At 68.3% G+C, this 19,468-nt stretch carries 16 protein-coding genes; 5 read left to right on the top strand and 11 right to left on the bottom strand.

The features are described 5' to 3' along the window. Window positions 1-16: 16 nt before the first annotated feature. Entirely contained in the window at window positions 17-913 is an 897-nt protein-coding gene (locus tag ACN27E_RS23030) for a DUF5336 domain-containing protein (RefSeq protein WP_422745010.1), read from the bottom strand. A 378-nt stretch (window positions 914-1,291) separates the two neighbouring features. Between ACN27E_RS23030 and ACN27E_RS23025 the strand changes: the two genes are divergently transcribed. Then, on the top strand, window positions 1,292-2,140 hold the full coding sequence (locus ACN27E_RS23025) for an LLM class F420-dependent oxidoreductase (RefSeq protein ID WP_422745008.1): 849 nt from the start codon (window positions 1,292-1,294) through the stop codon (window positions 2,138-2,140). A 16-nt stretch (window positions 2,141-2,156) separates the two neighbouring features. On the opposite strand, the gene ACN27E_RS23020 is transcribed toward ACN27E_RS23025, so the two are convergent. From ACN27E_RS23020 to sucC, 3 genes are all read right to left on the bottom strand, one after another. Further along, complete coding sequence (locus ACN27E_RS23020; RefSeq protein WP_422745007.1) at window positions 2,157-3,716, bottom strand: acetyl-CoA acetyltransferase; 1,560 nt, start codon at window positions 3,714-3,716, stop codon at window positions 2,157-2,159. A gap of 134 nt (window positions 3,717-3,850) precedes the next feature. Continuing rightward, complete coding sequence (sucD, locus tag ACN27E_RS23015) at window positions 3,851-4,765, bottom strand: succinate--CoA ligase subunit alpha (RefSeq protein ID WP_422745006.1); 915 nt, start codon at window positions 4,763-4,765, stop codon at window positions 3,851-3,853. 12 nt (window positions 4,766-4,777) lie between these two features. Continuing rightward, a complete protein-coding gene (gene sucC, locus ACN27E_RS23010) occupies window positions 4,778-5,941 on the bottom strand; it encodes an ADP-forming succinate--CoA ligase subunit beta (RefSeq protein ID WP_422745004.1) in 1,164 nt (387 codons plus the stop codon). Between the two features lie 300 nt (window positions 5,942-6,241). Between sucC and ACN27E_RS23005 the strand changes: the two genes are divergently transcribed. Further along, window positions 6,242-7,354 carry a M23 family metallopeptidase gene (locus ACN27E_RS23005; protein ID WP_422745002.1) on the top strand — a complete coding sequence of 371 codons (1,113 nt, stop codon included), beginning with the start codon at window positions 6,242-6,244 and terminating at the stop codon, window positions 7,352-7,354. Beyond that, window positions 7,355-8,026 carry a hypothetical protein gene (locus tag ACN27E_RS23000; RefSeq protein WP_422745001.1) on the top strand — a complete coding sequence of 224 codons (672 nt, stop codon included), beginning with the start codon at window positions 7,355-7,357 and terminating at the stop codon, window positions 8,024-8,026. Window positions 8,027-8,047: 21 nt separating this feature from the next. Here ACN27E_RS23000 and pcrA read toward each other — a convergent pair whose 3' ends face one another. Continuing rightward, on the bottom strand, window positions 8,048-10,393 hold the full coding sequence (gene pcrA, locus ACN27E_RS22995; RefSeq protein WP_422744999.1) for a DNA helicase PcrA: 2,346 nt from the start codon (window positions 10,391-10,393) through the stop codon (window positions 8,048-8,050). A 200-nt stretch (window positions 10,394-10,593) separates the two neighbouring features. Here pcrA and ACN27E_RS22990 point away from each other — a divergent pair, with 200 nt between their 5' ends. Continuing rightward, window positions 10,594-10,893 (top strand): chorismate mutase, encoded by a 300-nt coding sequence (locus ACN27E_RS22990; protein ID WP_422744998.1) that lies wholly within the window; start codon window positions 10,594-10,596, stop codon window positions 10,891-10,893. A gap of 22 nt (window positions 10,894-10,915) precedes the next feature. Here the strand turns inward: ACN27E_RS22990 and ACN27E_RS22985 are convergent, their stop codons facing one another. From ACN27E_RS22985 to ACN27E_RS22975, 3 genes are all read right to left on the bottom strand, one after another. Continuing rightward, a complete protein-coding gene (locus tag ACN27E_RS22985) occupies window positions 10,916-11,368 on the bottom strand; it encodes a hypothetical protein (protein WP_422744996.1) in 453 nt (150 codons plus the stop codon). Between the two features lie 138 nt (window positions 11,369-11,506). Next, window positions 11,507-13,591: an acyltransferase family protein gene (locus ACN27E_RS22980; RefSeq protein WP_422744994.1), complete on the bottom strand. Its 2,085-nt coding sequence runs from the start codon at window positions 13,589-13,591 to the stop codon at window positions 11,507-11,509. Window positions 13,592-13,665: 74 nt separating this feature from the next. Continuing rightward, window positions 13,666-15,114 (bottom strand): NAD-dependent succinate-semialdehyde dehydrogenase, encoded by a 1,449-nt coding sequence (locus ACN27E_RS22975; RefSeq protein ID WP_422744992.1) that lies wholly within the window; start codon window positions 15,112-15,114, stop codon window positions 13,666-13,668. Between the two features lie 50 nt (window positions 15,115-15,164). On the opposite strand from ACN27E_RS22975, the gene pgi reads away from it, so the two are divergent. After that, window positions 15,165-16,829: a glucose-6-phosphate isomerase gene (gene pgi, locus ACN27E_RS22970; protein ID WP_422744990.1), complete on the top strand. Its 1,665-nt coding sequence runs from the start codon at window positions 15,165-15,167 to the stop codon at window positions 16,827-16,829. Window positions 16,830-16,900: 71 nt separating this feature from the next. On the opposite strand, the gene ACN27E_RS22965 is transcribed toward pgi, so the two are convergent. The 3 genes from ACN27E_RS22965 to ACN27E_RS22955 form a co-directional block, all read right to left on the bottom strand. Then, complete coding sequence (locus ACN27E_RS22965; RefSeq protein WP_422744988.1) at window positions 16,901-17,224, bottom strand: hypothetical protein; 324 nt, start codon at window positions 17,222-17,224, stop codon at window positions 16,901-16,903. 98 nt (window positions 17,225-17,322) lie between these two features. Continuing rightward, entirely contained in the window at window positions 17,323-18,891 is a 1,569-nt protein-coding gene (locus ACN27E_RS22960) for a succinic semialdehyde dehydrogenase (protein ID WP_422744986.1), read from the bottom strand. 36 nt (window positions 18,892-18,927) lie between these two features. Beyond that, window positions 18,928-19,386: a zinc finger domain-containing protein gene (locus ACN27E_RS22955; RefSeq protein ID WP_422750071.1), complete on the bottom strand. Its 459-nt coding sequence runs from the start codon at window positions 19,384-19,386 to the stop codon at window positions 18,928-18,930. Between the last annotated feature and the right edge of the window lie 82 nt (window positions 19,387-19,468).

Raw genomic sequence — 19,468 nt, 5'->3', positions numbered from 1 at the left:
GCACGCGCGCGTCAGCTTACGACGACGTCGGCGGGGTCTGCTGCGATGACGACTGGGGCTGCTGCCCCTGGCTGCTCTGCCCCTGGCCGCCCTGCCCGGAGCCGGGCTGCTGCTGGGGTTGGCCGTACGTCGGGAATCCGGTGGGCGGGGTGGGCGGGCCGCCCTGCTGACCGGCGGCCGGGAAGCCGCCGGTGTTCGGTCCGCCGGAGTAGCCGCCGAACTGTGACGGGTAACCCGGCCGCTGCTGCTGCGGGCCCTGCTGGTGGGACTGGCCGCCCTGCTGACCGACGTGGTGCTGCGGCTGGTGGGATTGGCTGGGCGGCTGGCCGTAGTAGGTCGACGGACCGCCGTACTGGCCGTACTGCTGCTGGTGCTGGTCGTACTTGGGGCGCGGCGCGGGTGGGGTCAGGATGCCGGCGTCGTAGAGCAGCGACGCCACCGACGACCCGGCCTGCAGCAGGGTCAGCGCGATCAGCGCGTAGAGGGCCCAGCCGATCGACGCCTCGGACGGCTTCTGCACCAGTTCGGCGATCACCAGCAGGAACGCCAGCACCGAGATGGCCGCCACGACGGCCACCTGGTTGCGCTGCCGGGGCAGCAGGCTGACCGCCGCCAGCAACCCGGCGAGCAGCCCGGCGACCACGGCGATGCCGATGCCCAGGGTGGAACCGCTGGTGGTGCCGCCCTGGCCGAGGATGTTGGGGGTGGTGACCTGGAAGATCGGACCGAAGTTCACCAGATAGATCAGCAGGCCGAGCACGGCCGAGGCGATCAGGAGGTAGCCGGGCAACTTACTCGGGCCGTCGGCGCCCTGGCCGAGATCGGGCTTTCCGAAATGCTGGGTCGGGGCGGAGAAATTGGTGGTCGGCTGATTGGGCGGCGGATAGCCGGGATTGCCGGGTGAGTAGGTCATGAACCTCTCCTGTGCTGTTTCGGGCGTCGGACGTGGGCACACGTGACGTATGCGCGGACCGCCTGAGCGAGGCGACCACCCACGCTATCGCACCGCCATCCGTACCCGGCCGGGCCCGGGCGGCAAACTCGACGCACTCCCACAAGGGCGAGGCGGCACGGATCCGCCCGCCCACTCGGGTGTGCCGATCCGCTGGCACCCGAGCCGTCGCGGCACAGCAACCGGGCACCGGGCGGTCACCAGGATGAATCTGAGGCGAGGTCAGGCGGGGGTGGGCACCCAGCCGGGGCCGCTCGCGTCCAGATCCGCGCCCCGCTCCCCCGGCTCACCTGCGCGACCGCTTGCGCGAGCCGACTGAAACACGTTCTAATTCTGGTCATGGATTACGGGCTTGTTCTCTTCACCAGCGACCGCGGCATCGCGCCCGCCACCGCCGCCAAGTTGGCCGACGACCACGGCTTCCGCACCTTCTACGTCCCGGAGCACACCCATATCCCGATCAAGCGGGAGGCGGCGCATCCCACCACCGGGGACGAGACGCTGCCCGACGACCGCTACATGCGCACCCTCGATCCGTGGGTATCGCTGGGCACCGCGGCCGCGGTGACCTCGCGGGTGCGGCTCTCGACCGCGGTGGCGCTGCCGGTCGAACATGACCCGATCACGCTGGCCAAGTCGATCGCCACGCTCGACCACCTGTCCGGCGGCCGGGTCAGCCTCGGAGTCGGGTTCGGCTGGAACACCGACGAACTCGCCGACCACAATGTGCCGCCGGGGCGGCGCCGCACCATGCTGCGCGAGTACCTGGAAGCGATGCGCGCCCTGTGGACCCAGGAGGAGGCGTCCTACGAGGGTGAGTTCGTCAACTTCGGGCCGAGCTGGGCGTGGCCCAAGCCGGTACAGGCCCACATCCCGGTTCTCGTGGGCGCCGCGGGCACCGAGAAGAACTTCAAGTGGATCGCCCGTTCCGCCGACGGGTGGATCACCACGCCGCGTGACTTCGACATCGACGAGCCGGTGAAACTGCTGCAGGACACCTGGGCTGCGGCCGGTCGTGACGGCGCACCGCAGATCGTCGCGCTGGACTTCAAGCCGGACGCCGAAAAGCTCGCGCGCTGGGCCGAACTCGGGGTGACCGAGGTGCTCTTCGGGCTGCCCGACAAGTCGGAGGCCGATGTCGCCGCCTATGTCGAGCGGCTGGCCGGAAAGCTCGCCGCGCTGGTCTAGGGGGCACGCCGCCGCGTCAGGCCAGCGTGGCGCGGTTGCCGTCGTCGGTGGACTTCACCGCGATTCGCACCCCGAGCGGGTCACCGTCGCTGAGCAGCGCCACGAGCTCCTCGTCCTCGGTGGTGGCCATGAATCGTGAATCGTCGGATTCCAAGCGTCCCACGATGATTCCGGTGCGCACCGGCCAGTCGTAGCGCACCGAATAGGTTTCGACGGTGCCGGTGCCGTCCGGCGCCTTGGTCACCGGAACCCGCGGCCAGGTTTCGACCGCCTTGCGCAGCGGCACACTGGTCGACGGCTTCCATTCGGTGGGTTCGGTCGAATAGATGCCGACCGAGTACTTGCTCATGATGCCGCCGTTGGCTCCGACGAAGCCGAATCTTCCCGGTGTGGAACGCATTTCGGCCACCGTCTCGGCGATTCCGTGCAGCGAGTAGCTGTTGCCCGGACCGCCGAAGTACGGCAGCCCACCGGTCAGCGTCAGCCCGCGCGGATCGTCGCCGTCGATGCCCAGCGCCTCGGCGGCGACGTACACCGGGAACGGGAAGCAGCTGTACAGGTCGAAGGTCGCGATCTCACCGGCGTCGACGCCGGCCATCCGCAGACCCTCGTGCACCGCCTGCACCGACGCCGGGCTCGCGCCGAGGTCGGGTCGGTCGAGCAGCGCCTGCTCGACCAGATCGGCGTGACCGTGCAGATAGACCCACTTCTCCTCGGGCACACCGAGTCTGCGGGCGGCGGCCACGGACATCAGGATGACGGCCGCACCCTGGTTCACCGTGTCACGGGCGACCAGCAACCGCGGATAGGGATCGCAGATCATCCGGTTCTCGGCGGTGACGGTCTCGATCTCGGCCACCGACCGCTCCACCGGAGACGACGAGAACGGGTTCTTCGCAGCGACTTTGGACATCGGCGCGAACAGTTCCGCCATGGATCTGCGGTATTCGGCCACGCCCAGCCCCAGTCTCGCCCGGCGCGCGTTGTCCAGCAGCGCGTACTGCACGGGCGCCCCGGTCAGCCCGTGTTTGACGGTGTACTCGTCGATGTAGCTGTAGATGCCGTGACCGCGGTCCTCGAGCTGGCCCTCGATGTGCTCGGTGAAGTCCGGCTTGTCGTCACGGTCGGCGAAATACCGTGCGGTGGAGCCGGGTTCGGAGCCCATCACCATCGCCACCTCGATGCGGCCGGCGGCGATCTCCCCGGCGAACTCGGTGACCACCTTCTGCGAACCCTGGCCGCCGACGGGTTCGAGGATGACGCGGATCGGGTCGGCGCCCAGGCGTTTCATCACCGAGCGTGGATAGTTGTTGGACTTGCCGAGGGTGGCCGGCATCGGACCGGAGATCTCGAACTGCCGAAGCCCGACGACGGTGTGCACGGCTTGGGCGATCGTGTCGACGTCGGCCCCGGTGTCGGCCAGCGCGGCCCTGGCCGCCTCGGTGGCCAGTTCGACCGCCGACATGCCGCGATAGTCCGCGTCGTCGATGCGTTCGGTGAACTGCCCGACACCGACGACGACCGGGGTCCGTGGGTCGACGGACGAGCGCTCGCGCGAGGACCGTGATGCCGTCATGCCTGACCTCCCTGACACGTGTTACTTCGACACGCTAACCGAAAACTAGAACGCGTTCCAATCGCCCACCCGGGGGACCAGACGCGAAGTCCCCCGCACGCCGGGCGTGCGGGGGACCTCCGAGCGTTTCGGGCCTACTTGCCTTCCAGCAGCTCCCGGGCCAGCGTGGCGGTCTCGGACGGCGTCTTGCCGACCTTCACGCCCGCCGCCTCGAGAGCCTCCTTCTTCGCCGCCGCCGTGCCCGACGAACCGGACACGATGGCTCCGGCATGGCCCATGGTCTTGCCCTCGGGAGCGGTGAAGCCGGCGACATAACCGACGACCGGCTTGCTGACGTTGGCCTTGATGTAGTCGGCGGCCCGCTCCTCGGCGTCGCCGCCGATCTCGCCGATCATCACGATGATCTTGGTCTCGGGATCCTTCTCGAAGGCCTCGATGGCGTCGATGTGGGTGGTGCCGATGACCGGGTCGCCGCCGATACCGATGGCCGTGGAGAAGCCGAGATCGCGCAGCTCGTACATCATCTGGTAGGTCAGCGTGCCGGACTTCGACACCAGACCGATCGGGCCCTTGCCGGTGATGTTGTTCGGCGTGATGCCGACCAGCGATTCGCCGGGGGTGATGATGCCGGGGCAGTTGGGCCCGATGATGCGGGTCTTCGGGACCTTGTTGCCACTCTTGGAAAGGTTGTAGGCCCACGCATAGGCGCTGTCCTGCACCGGGATGCCCTCGGTGATGACGACCAGCAGCGGGATCTCGGCGTCGATGGCCTCGATGATCGCGTCCTTGGAGAAGGCCGGCGGCACGAAGGCGATCGACACGTCCGCGCCGGTCTCCTTCATCGCCTCGGCGACCGAACCGAAGACGGGCAGCTCGATCTCCTTGCCGTCCTTGTCTTCGTGCTTGACGGTCGTGCCGGCCTTGCGCGCGTTCACACCGCCGACGATCTGGGTGCCGGCCTTGAGCATCAGCGCGGTGTGCTTGGTGCCCTCGCCGCCGGTGATGCCCTGGACGATGACCTTGCTGTCCTTGTTCAGGAAGATCGACATTTTTGGCGTCCCTTACTTCGCAGCCAACTCGGCGGCCTTGTCGGCGCCTTCGTCCATGGTCTGGGCCAGCACCACCAGCGGGTGGTTGGCGTCGGCGAGAATCTTGCGGCCCTCCTCGACGCGGTTGCCGTCGAGGCGCACGACGAGCGGCTTGTTGGCTTCGTCGCCGAGGATCTCCAGCGCCTTGACGATGCCGTTGGCCACCGCGTCACAGGCGGTGATCCCGCCGAACACGTTGACGAACACGCTCTTGACCTGATCGTCGCCCAGAATCACATCCAGTCCATTGGCCATCACCTCGGCCGACGCGCCGCCGCCGATGTCGAGGAAGTTCGCCGGCTTCACGCCGCCGTGCTTCTCCCCGGCGTAGGCGACCACGTCGAGGGTGGACATGACCAGACCCGCGCCATTGCCGATGATGCCGACCTGACCGTCGAGCTTGACGTAGTTGAGGTCGTTCTCCTTGGCCTTGAGCTCGAGCGGATCGGTCGCGTCCTTGTCCTCGAACTCGGCGTGGCCGGGTTGGCGGAAGTCCGCGTTCGCATCCAGGGTGACCTTGCCGTCCAGCGCCAGGATCTGATCGTCGGGGGTGCGCACCAGCGGGTTGACCTCGACCAGCGTGGCGTCCTCGGCGGTGAAGACCTCCCACAGCTTGGCGATGGTGACCGCCGCGGCGTCGAGCACCTCTGCCGGCAGGTGACCCTTCTCGGCGATCTCACGGGCGAACGCCTCGTCGACACCCTTGACGGCATCGACGGGGATGCGGGCCAGCCGGTCGGGTTTGGTGGCGGCGACCTCTTCGATCTCCACGCCGCCCTCGACCGAGCACATGGCCAGGTAGGTGCGGTTGGCCCGGTCGAGCAGGAACGAGATGTAGTACTCCTCGGCGATGTCACTCGCCTCGGCCACCAGCAGCTTCTTGACGACGTGGCCCTTGATGTCCAGACCGAGGATGTTCTGCGCGTGGGTGAACGCGTCGTCGGGGGTGGCGGCGTACTTCACGCCCCCGGCCTTGCCGCGGCCACCGACTTTGACCTGCGCCTTGACCATGACGGGCTTGCCGATCTCCTCGGCGATCGCCTTGGCGTCTTCGGCGGTGTCGGTCACCCGCCCAGGCGTGGTCGGGACGTTGTGCTTGGCGAACAGCTCTTTCGCCTGGTATTCGAAAAGATCCATTGACTCACTGTCTTCTGTCGTTGATTCCCAGGTCGCACGGCTCCGGGCCCGTGGGACGTGACGATCGAATGACTCGAGCGTTTGCGCCCTAGGGGCTCGTGGGAACCATATCCACACCGATCGCGGCGTCCCGCACCGCCCACCTGTGTTGTGGCAGATCTCACCGGGGCGCCGACGTGATACAGCTCACAAAAACGGTCGGAATACCCGCACGGGTTGCCAGCAACATTGGGATTTGGTTAACGTGCCATCTGGTCTCGACAGGTCACGTTCTGGTCACGACGCAAGGATTCCTCTCAGTTGGCAGCGCATCGTTCGTCCCGGTCCCGCGTGGGAACGACGGCGAACGCCCGCAACCGGCAGGCGGTCGTGAGACCGGCGGAGACGGCTGCGGAAGTCACCGACATCATCCCGTTCAACGAGTTCGGCGACCTCTCAGAAACGGTGTCGGACCTCGATTTTCGTGACAGCTCCGCGTTCGACCGCGAAGCCGAGGTGATCTGCGCACCCGAGCTCGACGATCTGCACGACACCGACGACCTGTTCCCCGTCCGGCTTGCGGTGCCGGCCGAATTCCGGGCCGACGCGCACGACGCCGCGGCCGACGGTGGCCGCCGGTCCCGCGGCTCGCACGCCTACCGCGACAGCCACACCGATGTCAGCGACGGCTCCGCACCCACCGACGTCATCCACATGGGCGCCCGCCACGGGTTGCACCGCAAGGATGTCGAAGGCCCGATCAAGAGCCGGTTGGTGATCGCCGCGATGGCTGCCGGCGCCACCGCCGCGGGCGCCTACTCGATGGTGAACAACACCACCCCGGCGTCGGCCGAGACGGTGCTCGCCGCCGGCTCGACGACCGTCGAGGGTGCGTCGATCACCGGATCCGTCGACGGCATGCAGATCGTCACCGTCGCGTCGAACACCAACTCCGCGGTGCACGCCGAGGAGGTCACCAAGGCTGCCGCATTCGCCCAGGAGCGCGCCGAGCGCGAGGCGCGTCAGCTGCGCCCCTTGTTCGTCATGCCCACCAAGGGTGTGTGGACGTCGGGCTTCGGATACCGCTGGGGCGTGCTGCACGGCGGTATCGACATCGCCGGCCCCATCGGCACCCCGATCCTGGCCGCCTCCGACGGTGTCGTGATCGACGTCGGCCCGACCGCCGGCTACGGCGCCTGGGTCAAACTGCGGCACGCCGACGGCACTGTCACGCTCTACGGCCACATCAACACCTGGCTGGTCAGCGTCGGCGAGCGGGTGATGGCCGGTGACCAGATCGCCACGATGGGCAACCGCGGCAACTCGACCGGTCCGCACCTGCACTTCGAGGTGCTGCTCGACGGGACGAACCGGATTGACCCGGTGGGCTGGCTGGCCAAGCGCGGGCTGTCCACCGGCACGTATGTTGGCTGAGTGAGCGCTGCCGATCCGACTGGCGCCCCAGCCGATCCGCCCCACCGCCACGACGACGCCGAGACCGGCATCATCCGCCGCCACCCGACCGGCGCCTTCCCCGTAGCCGCGCCCCCGCTGCCGAGCGACGCGCAGACCGGCATCATCCGGCGGCATCCGACCGGGGCGATACCGGTGGCGCCGGACACCGGCGCTTCAGCCGAACCCCGGACCACCTACATCGAACCGCCACCGCCCACGCCGGGCGTCCAGACCTCCTACATCCCGCGTCCCCGCCCGCTGGAGATCCCGCCCGCTGCCGTCGGGTTGGACCCCCGCACGGCGATTGCCGCCGCGGTGCTGAGCATTCTGTCGGGCTGGGCGACGGCGGTGATCGCGACCGATCTGATCACCGGCTGGTGGCGCACCGATCGGCTGTTCTGCGTCGCCATCGGCTTCCTCACCGCCATCTCCGCGGCCGCGACGATCGGTGGCCTGGTGGCCCTGCTGCTGCGCCGCCGCATGGGGCGGCTGCTGATCGTGGTCGGCTGCGTCATCGGGCTGCTCATCTTCGCCAGCCTCTTCGTCGCGGCGGCGAAGTTCCCTGCCCTCGTCTACGCCATCCCGGTACTGCCGGTGGCCGCCATCGTGGTCACCGCGCTGCCGTCCACCGGCCGCTGGGTTCGCGGCTGAACCGCTCCCCCGGTCCCGCCGTCAGAGCTTCTGTACGGGTGCGTGGTTGTGCATCAGCTTGACCCGCCCCGCGCTTCCGAAATCGATGAGCGACATCGCCGACTCACCGACACCGGAGACCTCCTCGACCCGGCCCAGACCGTACTTGTCGTGGGTCACGCGGTCGCCCGGCTCGAGCACGATCAGCGGCCGCTTGCCCGCGCTCGAGCGCGCCGGTGACGGGCGCGGGGTGCCGAAGCGACCGGCCCCACTGACCGGGGCACTGTAGGACGGTGTGGGGTCGGTACGCCGCCAGTCGATGAGCTCTTGGGGGATCTCGCGCAGGAAGCGCGATTCCGGGTTGAGCATGGGCTGCCCCCACGACGAACGGACCTTCGCCCGGCTGAGATAGAGCCGCTGCCGGGCCCGGGTGATGCCGACGTAGGCCAGCCGTCGTTCCTCGGACAGCTCGGTGGGATCGCCCAGCGCCCGCATGTGCGGGAACATGCCGTCCTCCCAACCGGTGACGAACACGACGGGGAACTCGAGCCCCTTCGCGGTGTGCAGCGTCATCATCGTGACCACGCCCGAACCGTGCTCGGGAATGTCGTCGGCGTCGGCCACCAGCGACACCCGCTCGAGGAACTGCGCAAGCACGCCGGTATCGGGCACATCCTCGTCGACCGGTTCGTCGAGTTCCTCCGCGAGCGCCGCGGCGTTGGCCCGATCGATGCTGAATTCGTGTGCGACACTGACCAATTCGTTGAGGTTGTCGAGCCGCGCCAGATCCTGCGGATCGTTGGACGCTTCGAGTTCGGCCCGGTAACCGGTGCGTTCGAGCACTGCCTCGACCAGTTCACCGAGCTCGTCGCCCAGTTTGCCGCGCAGGTCGTCGAGCATCTCGACGAAGCTCTTGATGCACTTCTCCGAGCGGCTGTTGAGCATCGGGACCCGGCCCTCGGCCGCGGACTGCAGGGCGTCGTCGAAGCTGCCGCCGGTGTTCTCGGCGTACACCGCCACACAGGCTTCGGCGCGGTCACCGATGCCCCGGCGCGGGGTGTTGAGGATGCGGCGCATGCTCACCGAGTCGCCAGGATTGTCGAGCACCCGCAGATAGGCGACGATGTCGCGGATCTCCTTGCGCTCGTAGAAGCGCACGCCGCCGACGACCTTGTACGGGATGCCCGCGCGAATGAACACCTCTTCGAGCGCACGCGAGCTGTTGTTGGTGCGGTAGAAGACGGCGAAATCGTTGTAGCTGTGTCCGTCGTCGGCCAGCCGGTCGATCTCCTGTGCGACGAATCGCGCCTCGTCGTGCTCGTTGTCGGCGACGTAGCCGACGATGAGCTCACCCTGACCCGAGTCGGTCCACAGCCGCTTCTCGCGTCTGCCCGAATTGCGGGCGATGACGGAGTTCGCCGCGTTCAGGATCGTCTGGGTGGAGCGGTAGTTCTGCTCGAGCAGGATGGTCGTCGCGTTCGGGTAGTCGCGCTCGAAGTCCTCGATGTTGCGGATCGTCGCCCCGCGGAAGGCGTAGATCGACTGATCGGCATCGCCGACGACGCACAGCTCGCCGGGCGGCACTGTGTCCATGTCGGCGGAGTCCCCAGGCCGCTCGTACCCCACCAGTTCCCGCACCAACATGTACTGCGCGTGATTGGTGTCCTGGTACTCGTCGACCAGGATGTGCCGGAAACGGCGCCGGTAGTACTGCGCGATCTGCGGGAAACGCTGCAGCACGGCGACGGTCTCGCCGATCAAATCGTCGAAGTCGAGCGCATTCGCCGCGCGCAGCCGCTTCTGGTACTCGGCGTAGACATCGGCGATGATGCGCGCCAGGTCCTCCTCGGCTTCCGACGCCTCGGCCGCGGCCTGCTCGGGACCGATCAGCTCGTTCTTGAGGTTGGAGATGCCGTTGGACAGCAGGCGCGGCGAATACCGTTTGGTGTCCAGACCCATGTCCTTACCGATCATCAACAGCAGCCGGCGGGAGTCGTCGGCGTCGTAGATCGAGAAGTTGGAGTTCAGCCCCGGCAGCAGCGAAGCCTGATTGCGCAGGATCCGCACACACGATGAGTGGAAGGTGGAAATCCACATGTTCCTGGCCCGCGGCCCCACCAGACCGACCACCCGCTCGCGCATCTCGGCGGCGGCCTTGTTGGTGAACGTGATGGCCAGCACCTGCCCGACCCCGACGTCCCGGGCCGCCAGCAGATAGGCGATGCGTCGGGTCAGCACCGCGGTCTTCCCGGAGCCGGCGCCCGCCACGATCAACAGCGGCGAACCCTCGTGCAGCACCGCTTGGCGCTGCTGCGGATTCAGGCCGTCCAGCAACCGCTCTGGCGCGTCGTCCAGGCCGGATCTCATTTCGGTCACGTGCACACTCATGTCCAGACCCAACTTACCGCCGGTGTCGGACAATCTTTGCGCTGGCGCCGCCGGTGGTGGCACACTGACAACGTGCTCAGCAAGCAGCGATTTTTCTACGGGTACCGGCCAGCGGTGCCCGTGGTCTAGCTGCTTCCCCCTTCAGCCCCGCGGTCCGCTCGGATCCGGGGCTCGTTTCTTGTGTGAGGCCCTGATACCGGATGACACCGCAACCGCCCCACAATGAAAACGAGGAGTCCGACATGAGTACCGACACCGTGCCCGACATCGACGATCTGCGCCAGGAGATCGACCGGCTCGACGCCGCCATCCTCGCCGCGGTGCAACGCCGCACCGAGGTGTCCCGACTGATCGGCAAGGCGCGGATGGCCTCCGGCGGCACCCGTCTGGTGCACAGCCGTGAGATGAAGGTCATCGAGCGCTACAGCCAGCTGGGTCCCGAGGGCAAAGACCTCGCCATGCTGCTGCTGCGCCTGGGTCGCGGCCGCCTCGGCCACTGACCGAATCGATGACGCCGAACGCTCAGTAGTGGCCGGGGTCGTAGTCGAAGTTGTCCTCGGAATTCGGGCGACCGTCGTTGTCGGGGTCGACGTCCAGCCATGCGCCGATCCCCGGCGCGTTCTGCTGTTGCTGCCAGACTTCGAGACCCTGCTGGATCTGTGCGGCGGTCGGGCCACCGTTGGCCGAGACGTAGTAGCACAGCCGCGAGTTCCGGGCGGCGGTCATGTACACCGCGGCGCCGGCCGGCGGCACACCGTTGGTCTGACTCAGGGCACACAGCAGGTAGCCGAGCTTGAGCTCATCGGCGTCCTGGCCGGCGATGTGCGCCCCGTTCGCGGCGAGGAGATTCAGATAGTCGGACTCCACCGACGACGGCGCCGGATCGGCGCCCGCGCCCGGGGCACCGGTCAACGCGAGAGTGGCGGCCACCCCCAGACCACTGACGATCGCGGCCGGTCTGATCTGAACACCCATGTCTCATCTCCCCTCGACGTCGGCTGCCGACGGGCTGACCGTAAACCGGGAACATGTCGTACGCACGCGAAACTGGCAAATGCAGCACACGCTGATTGACGATGCAAAAAGCGGCTTGGAGCAAACCCGCTCGCGGAACTATCGACGACCCTTCGGCGCGGGAGCAGGCGGCGGCTCGGGCGTCGCCAGCGCCTCGGTGAGCCAAGGCGTCAGCCACTCCACGGCCTCGGGTGTGGGATGCACACCGTCGCTGCGCAACCGGATGCCGTCGGCGCGCGTGGTGTAGTAGCCCCGTGGCGACATCTTCTCGTTGAGATCGAGCACGGTGACGTTGCGCCGAGGTTTGGCGACCGCGCGGAGCAGGTCGTTCCAGGCATCCGTGCGCTCGGGTTCGTCCTCGGGGTACAGGCTCCCGTCGGCGCGTTCGGCGCGGCGGTTGTAGGGCGCGGTGGTGACGACGATGCGGGCGCCGGTCGAGCCCAGGACATCCAGCGCTCGGTTGAGCTCACCGCGCAGGTAGGTGTCGTAGGAATCGTCGCCGACATGGGCCCACTTGCCGCCGCTCTGCCGGTCCACCAGTTCCCAGCGACCGATCATGAGCAGCACGACGTCGGGTCTGTCGTAGCCGATGCGCTGCGCCCACCGGGTCGGCCACGTATCGCACTCCGGCTTCTGCGTCAGCGTTTCGCCGGCGGCCCGGTAGGGCCCGCCGCGGGCGATACCGCAGCCGATGGTGGTGTAATTCGCGAAGTGCAGTCCCGGAGTCGGCGGCAGGTAGCGCATCAGGGTCCAGGCGATCGAGTCGCCGAACACCGCGACCGAACGGGTGCCCGGCGCGGTCTTCGCGGTGCCGCCGACCTGGACCGGGATCTCCGGCATCACCGCCGCGGCCGAGGCGATGTCGAATGAGTCGGCCCGCCCGGTGTCCTCGAGCGCGGTGCCGCCGACGGGGACGACGGTCAGGGTCACCACCGCCGCGGTCGCGGCCGACGCCACCGCCAGCGGCAGCATCGGCACCGAGACCGGGCGCCACCGCCGAATCGGGCGCTCCAGCACCCAGTACGACGCGATCGCCGCCGCCAGGGTCACCGCACACCGGACCGTCAGCAAGGTCCACCCCGACCAGCCGGTGCGTTCGTTGTTGAGCAGCAGGAAGATCGGCCAGTGCCAGAGGTAGACGCCGTAGGAGATGGTGCCCAACCAGACCAGCGGCGGGCAGGCCAGCAGCCGGGCCACCGGTCCCCCCTGATCCAGCGCGACGGTGGTTACCACGAGGACCGAGGCGGCCGCCGCCGCGGTCAACAGGCCCGTCCGGTATTCGTCCGGGCTGCCGGTCGCCAGGTGCGCCAGCGCGGCCACGCCGGCCAGTCCCAACAGTGACAGCGCGCGGGCCAGCCAACGGCCCCACCGCGGCCGGATCGGGGTGTCCATGGTGACCGTCGACCAGTCGCGGACCAGCAGCGCGGCCGCCGCGGCGCCGATCAGCAACGCCTGTACGCGGGTGTCGGTGCCGAAGTAGACGCGGTTGGCCATGGCAGCTGCGCCGGGCCCGGAGGTGAGCAGGATCGCCGCGGTCGCGCTGGCCGCCGCGCCCGCCACCGCCAACCCGAACACCGAGAAGCGCACCGCCCGCAGCGACGGCGCGGCGCGTCGGTAGGCCAGCACCCCGACGACGGCGACGATCAGCAGCGGCCACACCAGGTAGTACTGCTCCTCGACGCCGAGCGACCAGGTGTGCTGCAGAGGCGACGGCGGACTGCCCTGGGAGAAGTAGTCGGTCTGCTGCGCGACGAACGTCCAATTGGCCGCCCAGAAGAACGCCGCGACGGCGTCGTCGCGCAACGCGGTGACGGCCTCGGGCGGGAAGAGTTCGCGCAGGGCCACCACCGCGAGCACCACCGTCAGCAGTGCGGGCAGTAGGCGCCGAGCACGACGGATCCAGAAGCCGCGCAGATCGATCCGACCGGTACGGCCGAGCTCGTCGAGCAGCAGCGAGGTGATCAGGAAGCCGCTGAGCACGAAGAAGACATCGACACCGAGGAATCCGCCGCTGACGCCCGGAACGCCGCCGTGGTCGGCGAGGACGAGCAGCACCGCCATCGCCCGCACACCGTCGAGCGCCGGGATATCCCGTCGGGCCGAGCCGCGGCGAGGCGCCGTCGACGGAGGCGCCACCCACCGGCGTCGCCCGGTGACGCGGACCGGCGCCGCAGTCACGTCCATGACCTCCAAGATCGGGTTCGAGCAAGGAAGTCTATGGGTGCTGCGGCGCCGGATCCGGAAGGCGCGCCTGCGATCTACTTGGTCAGCGCGATGTATTTCGTGTCGAGGTACTCCTCGATCCCTTCGGTCCCGCCCTCGCGGCCGAAGCCGGACTCCTTGATCCCGCCGAACGGCGCCGCGGCGTCGGAGATCACGCCGCGGTTGACGCCGACCATGCCCGATTCGATGGCCTCGGCCACCCGCAGCGCCCGATCCAGCGATTCGGTGTAGATGTAGGCCGCCAGGCCGTATTCGGTGTCGTTGGCCGCGGCGATGCCCTCCTCCTCGGTGTCGAATCCGGTGATCGGGGCGACCGGTCCGAACACCTCCTCCTTGAGGATCCGGGCGTCGGCGGGGACGTCGGCGAGCACGGTGGCCGGATAGAAGTTGCCCGGGCCGCCGGGGGCCACACCGCCGACGGCGACGGTCGCACCGCGCGAGACCGCGTCGGACACGAGCTCGGTCACCTTGTCGAGCTGTTTGGAGTTGATCAGCGGGCCCAGTTTCGACGACTCGTCAAGGCCGTTGCCGAGGGTGAACTCGCTCATCCGCTTGACCAGCTTCTCGGTGAACTCCTCACGCACCGCGTTGGCGACGTGGAACCGGTTGGCGGCCGTGCAGGCCTCACCCCCGTTGCGCATCTTGGCCAGCAGCGCGCCCTCGACCGCGGCGTCGACGTCGGCATCGTCGAACACGATGAACGGCGCGTTGCCGCCCAGTTCCATCGACGTGCGCAACAACTTGTCCGACGATTGCTTGACCAGGGCCTTGCCCACCCCGGTGGAGCCGGTGAACGTCAGCTTCCGCAGCCGGCCGTCATCGATGAGGGCCTTGGTCACCGCGCCCGGATCACTGGTGGGCAACACCGAGAGCACACCCTTGGGTAGCCCGGCCTCATCGCACAGCTTGGCCAGGTAGAGCATCGTCAGCGGCGTCTCCTGAGCGGGTTTGACGATCATCGTGCAACCCGCGGCGAACGCCGGCCCCATCTTGCGGGTGCCCATCGCAAGCGGGAAGTTCCACGGCGTGATCGCGTAGCAGGGACCGACGGCCTGTTTGGTGACGATGATGCGGCCGGTGCCCGCGGGACTCGGGGTGTAGCGGCCGCCGATGCGGACTGCCTCCTCGGCGAACCAGCGGAAGAACTCCGCGCCGTAGGTCACCTCGCCCTTGCTCTCAGCGACGACCTTGCCCATCTCCAGCGTCATCAGCGCGGCGATGTCGTCGGCGCGCTCGGTGATGGTCTCGAACACCGAGCGCAGGATCTCGCCGCGCTTGCGGGCCGGGGTGGCGGCCCATTCGTCCTGCACGGCGACGGCGGCGTCGAGCGCGGCGATCGCGTCCTCGGCCGTCGCGTCGGCGACCGCGACCAGCACCTGGTCATCGCTGGGGTCGAGCACGTTGAACGTCGACGAACTCCGGCGCTCCTCACCACCGATCCAGAGGCCGGTGGGAACTGACTTCAACAGCGCGCTGGTATCCATACATCCATCATTTACACCTCTATTCGCTCGACCGCACTAGGGTCGGAAACATGCCCGCCGACTCTGCGCCGACCGACATCTCCGCCACACCCGCCTGGCAGGCACTGACCCGCCATCATGGCGAGATCGGTGCTACCCACCTGCGCGAATTCTTCGCCGACGACCCGGCGCGCGGCACCGAGCTGACCCTGTCGGTCGGCGATCTCTACATCGACTACAGCAAGCACCGCGTGACCCGTGAGACCCTGCGGCTGCTGCTGGACCTGGCGCGGGCCGCCGGACTCGAACAGCGTCGCGACGCGATGTTCGCCGGCGATCACATCAACACCTCGGAGGACCGTGCGGTGCTGCACACCGCGCTGCGGTTGCCGCGCGGCGCCACGCTGGAGGTCGACGGCCAGGATGTCGTCGCCGACGTGCACGAGGTGCTCGACCGGATGGGTGAGTTCACCGACCGGCTGCGCAGCGGTGAGTGGACCGGCGCGACCGGCGAACGGATTCGCACGGTGGTCAACATCGGGATCGGCGGATCGGATCTGGGCCCGGTGATGGTCTACGACGCGCTGCGCCACTACGCCGACGCCGGCATCTCGGCGCGTTTCGTCTCCAACGTCGACCCGGCCGATCTGGTGGCCAAGCTGGACGGCCTCGATCCCGCATCGACGTTGTTCGTGGTGGCGTCCAAGACGTTCTCGACGCTGGAGACGCTGACCAACGCGACGGCCGCGCGGCGCTGGCTCACCGATGCGCTGGGCGATGCGGCGGTGGCCCAGCACTTCGTCGCCGTGTCGACCAACAAGAAGCTCGTCGACGACTTCGGCATCGACACCGACAACATGTTCGGGTTCTGGGACTGGGTCGGCGGCCGTTACTCGGTGGACAGCGCGATCGGGCTCAGCGTGATGGCGGCCATCGGCAAGGAGAGGTTCGCCGAGTTCCTGGCCGGGTTCCATCTCGTCGATGAGCACTTCCGGACCGCCCCGCTGGCGGAGAATGCGCCGGCGCTGCTGGGGCTGATCGGGCTGTGGTACTCGAACTTCTTCGGCGCCCAGTCCCGCGCGGTGTTGCCCTACTCCAACGATCTGTCCCGCTTCGCCGCGTACCTGCAGCAGCTGACCATGGAGTCCAACGGCAAGTCGGTGCGGGCCGACGGCAGCCCGGTCGGCACCGACACCGGTGAGATCTTCTGGGGTGAGCCGGGCACCAACGGCCAGCACGCGTTCTATCAGTTGTTGCACCAGGGCACCCGGTTGGTGCCCGCCGACTTCATCGGCTTCAGCCAGCCCACCGACGACCTGCCGACCGCAGACGGCACCGGCAGCATGCACGACCTGTTGATGAGCAACTTCTTCGCGCAGACGCAGGTGCTGGCGTTCGGCAAGACGGCCGAGGAGATCGCCGGCGAAGGCACGCCGGAAAAGGTGGTGCCGCACAAGGTGATGCCGGGCAACCGGCCGACGACGTCGATCCTGGCGACCAAGCTGACGCCGTCGGTCGTCGGTCAGCTGATCGCGCTCTACGAACATCAGGTGTTCACCGAGGGTGTGATCTGGGGTATCGACTCGTTCGACCAGTGGGGTGTCGAACTGGGCAAGACCCAGGCCAAGGCGCTGCTGCCGGTCCTCACCGGCGCCGACTCCCCCGCCGAGCAGACGGACACGTCGACCGACGCGCTGGTGCGGCACTACCGGACCGAGCGCGGGCGATCGGCGTAAGACGCGCAAGCGCGGTGACAGCGTCGATTCCGACGCCGTCACCGCGCTTGCGGTCTGCGATCAGGCGGTGATCAGCCGGGCAGGTCGATGGTCTGGCACGGGCCGCCCGGAACACAGGCGACGCCGCCGCCGGGACCGGCCTGAGCGAACGGGCCGCCGGGGACACCGGCCGAGACCTGACCGTCCGAGCCGGCCTGTGCGCCGGGTCCACCGGGGATACCCGCACCGGCGCCCTGCGGTCCGGCCGACGGGGTGCACGGGGTGCCGTCGGGGTTGAAGCACGGCGGGGGCGGCGGCGGAGCCGGCTGAGCGAGAGCCATGGGCGCCGCTGCGATACCTGCGGCAGCGACACCCGCGAACAGAGCTGGGGTGAGCTTCGAGAGTTTCGCGTTCATGAGGTGAGGGTTGCCTCCGAGCGGATGGTTAAACCCACTCAGGAAGTTATTTCGGCGTGATGGCGCGCTCAGCGCGCTGCAGCACGCCGAAATCACTTCTATTTGACACCCGGGATGCGACGCAGCGCCTTCAACCCCGCGGTCATCACCTTGGCGTAGCGGTCGGCGCTCAGCCATGGCGGTGCGCCGACCGGAAGCCCGCGCTCGACCGCGATGGTCTGGGGTTCGGTGTACTTGAGCATGCCGTGCTCGCCGTGGCGACGCCCGACGCCGGAATCCTTCATTCCGCCCATCGGCGCGTCGACCGACGCCCACGCCGCGGCATAGGCCTCGTTGACGTTGACGGTGCCGGCCTGCAGCTTCGCGGCGACCTCACGACCGCGTTGTGGGTCGGCCGTCCACACGCTGAAGTTCAGCCCGAAGCGGCTGTCGTTCGCCTTGGTAATCGCCTCCTCCTCGGAGGCCACCCGATACAGCGACACCACCGGCCCGAAGGTCTCGTCCTGGTAGGCGTCCATCCCCTCGACGACACCCGAGAGGATCGTCGGTTCGTAGAAGAACGGCCCGATGTCGGGGCGGGCCTTCCCGCCGGCGAGCACCGTCGCGCCCTTGCTCACCGCGTCGTCGACGTGGTGGGTGACGGTGTCGAGCTGCGTCTGATTGATCAGAGTGCCCATATCGGCCGAATAGTCCAACGCGGCAGTGAGTTTCAGCGCGTTGGTGTATTCGACGAAACGACTGACGAATTCGTCCCACAGCGCGTCGGGAACATAGATCCGCTCGATCGAGATACACAGCTGACCGGCATTCGAGAACGCCGCCTTGACCGCACCGCGCGCCGCCTTCGCGACGTCGGCGTCGTCGAGGACCAGCAGGGCGTTCTTGCCGCCCAGCTCCATCGAGTAGTCGATCAGCCGTTCGGCGGCCTGTTTGGCGACGGTCCGCCCGGTGCTCGTCGAACCGGTGAACATCAGATAGTCCGACTGCTCGATGATCGGCGTCCCGAGTTCGGAGCCCGGTCCGGTGACGGTCTGGACGAGTCCCGCCGGCATCCCCGCGCGCTCCAGCAGCCGGACCGCCCACAGATGCGAAAACGGCGTCCGGTCATCGGGTTTGGCCAGCACCGCGTTACCGGCGACGATGGCGGGCAGGGCGTCGCTGATTCCGAGCGTCAGCGGGTAGTTCCACGGCGAGATGATGCCGACGAGGCCTTTGGCGTGGTAATGCTCCCAGACCTCGGTCAGCATCAGCTGCACGCCCTGACGGCGCTTCGGTCGCAGCGTCTCCTCGGCGGTGTGAGCGTAGTAGCGCGCGGTCAGTGCAACGTCGATGACCTCTTCGAAGGCGTGTCTGCGCGCTTTGCCGTTCTCCAGCTGGATCAGGTCGAGCACCTCGTCCTGGTGTTCGAGTACCAGATCGTGCAGGCGCAGCATCACCGCGGCCCGTTCGGCGACCGGTCGCGCCGCCCATTCGGCTTGCACGGCGCGAGCCCGCGCGGCCGCCGCGACGACGTCCTCGGCGGTGCAATGCGGCACCTGGCCCAGCGGCTGCCCCGTCATCGCGTCGACGATGTCGCGCACGCGCTCGTTGTCGGCGGCCTGTACTCGACGCGGCAACTCGGTCAGCAGCGGCTCGACCCGGGGGTGTGCGGTACGGAATGTCGTCATGACGTGAGTTATACCCAACGCCGATTTCGGCAAGCGCTACTTGAGCAGGCGGGACATCCGTCGGTCCGCGAGGATCTTGCCGCCGGTCTGACAGGTCGGGCAGTACTGGAAAGATTTGTCGGCGAACGAGATCTCGCGGACGGTGTCACCGCACACCGGGCACGGCAACCCCGCGCGGGCGTGCACGCGTAGACCGGATCGCTTCTCCCCCTTCAGCGTTGCGGCCTGCTGCCCCACCGACCGCGACACCGCATCGGTCAGCACCGAGATCATCGCGTCGTGCAGCGACGCCAGCTGGGCATCGGTCAGCTTTCCGGCGGTGGCGAACGGTGACAGCCGCGCCACGTGCAGGATCTCGTCGCTGTAGGCGTTACCGATGCCCGCGATCACCTTCTGGTCGGTGATGACGTTCTTGAGCCGGCCGGACTCCGTGGCCAGGATCCGGCCCAGATCCTCGGCGGTCAGGTCCAGCGCGTCGGGACCGAGCGTGGCGATGCCGGGTACCTTCGCCGGGTCGTCGACGAGCCATACCGCCAGCCGCTTCTGGGTGCCGGCCTCGGTGAGGTCGAATCCGACC

The sequence above is a fragment of the Mycobacterium sp. WMMD1722 genome (assembly GCF_049315205.1).
Taxonomy (GTDB): Bacteria; Actinomycetota; Actinomycetes; order Mycobacteriales; family Mycobacteriaceae; genus Mycobacterium.
The sequence above is the reverse complement of the archived record's forward strand: the minus strand, read 5'-3'. Positions and strand labels throughout refer to the sequence as shown.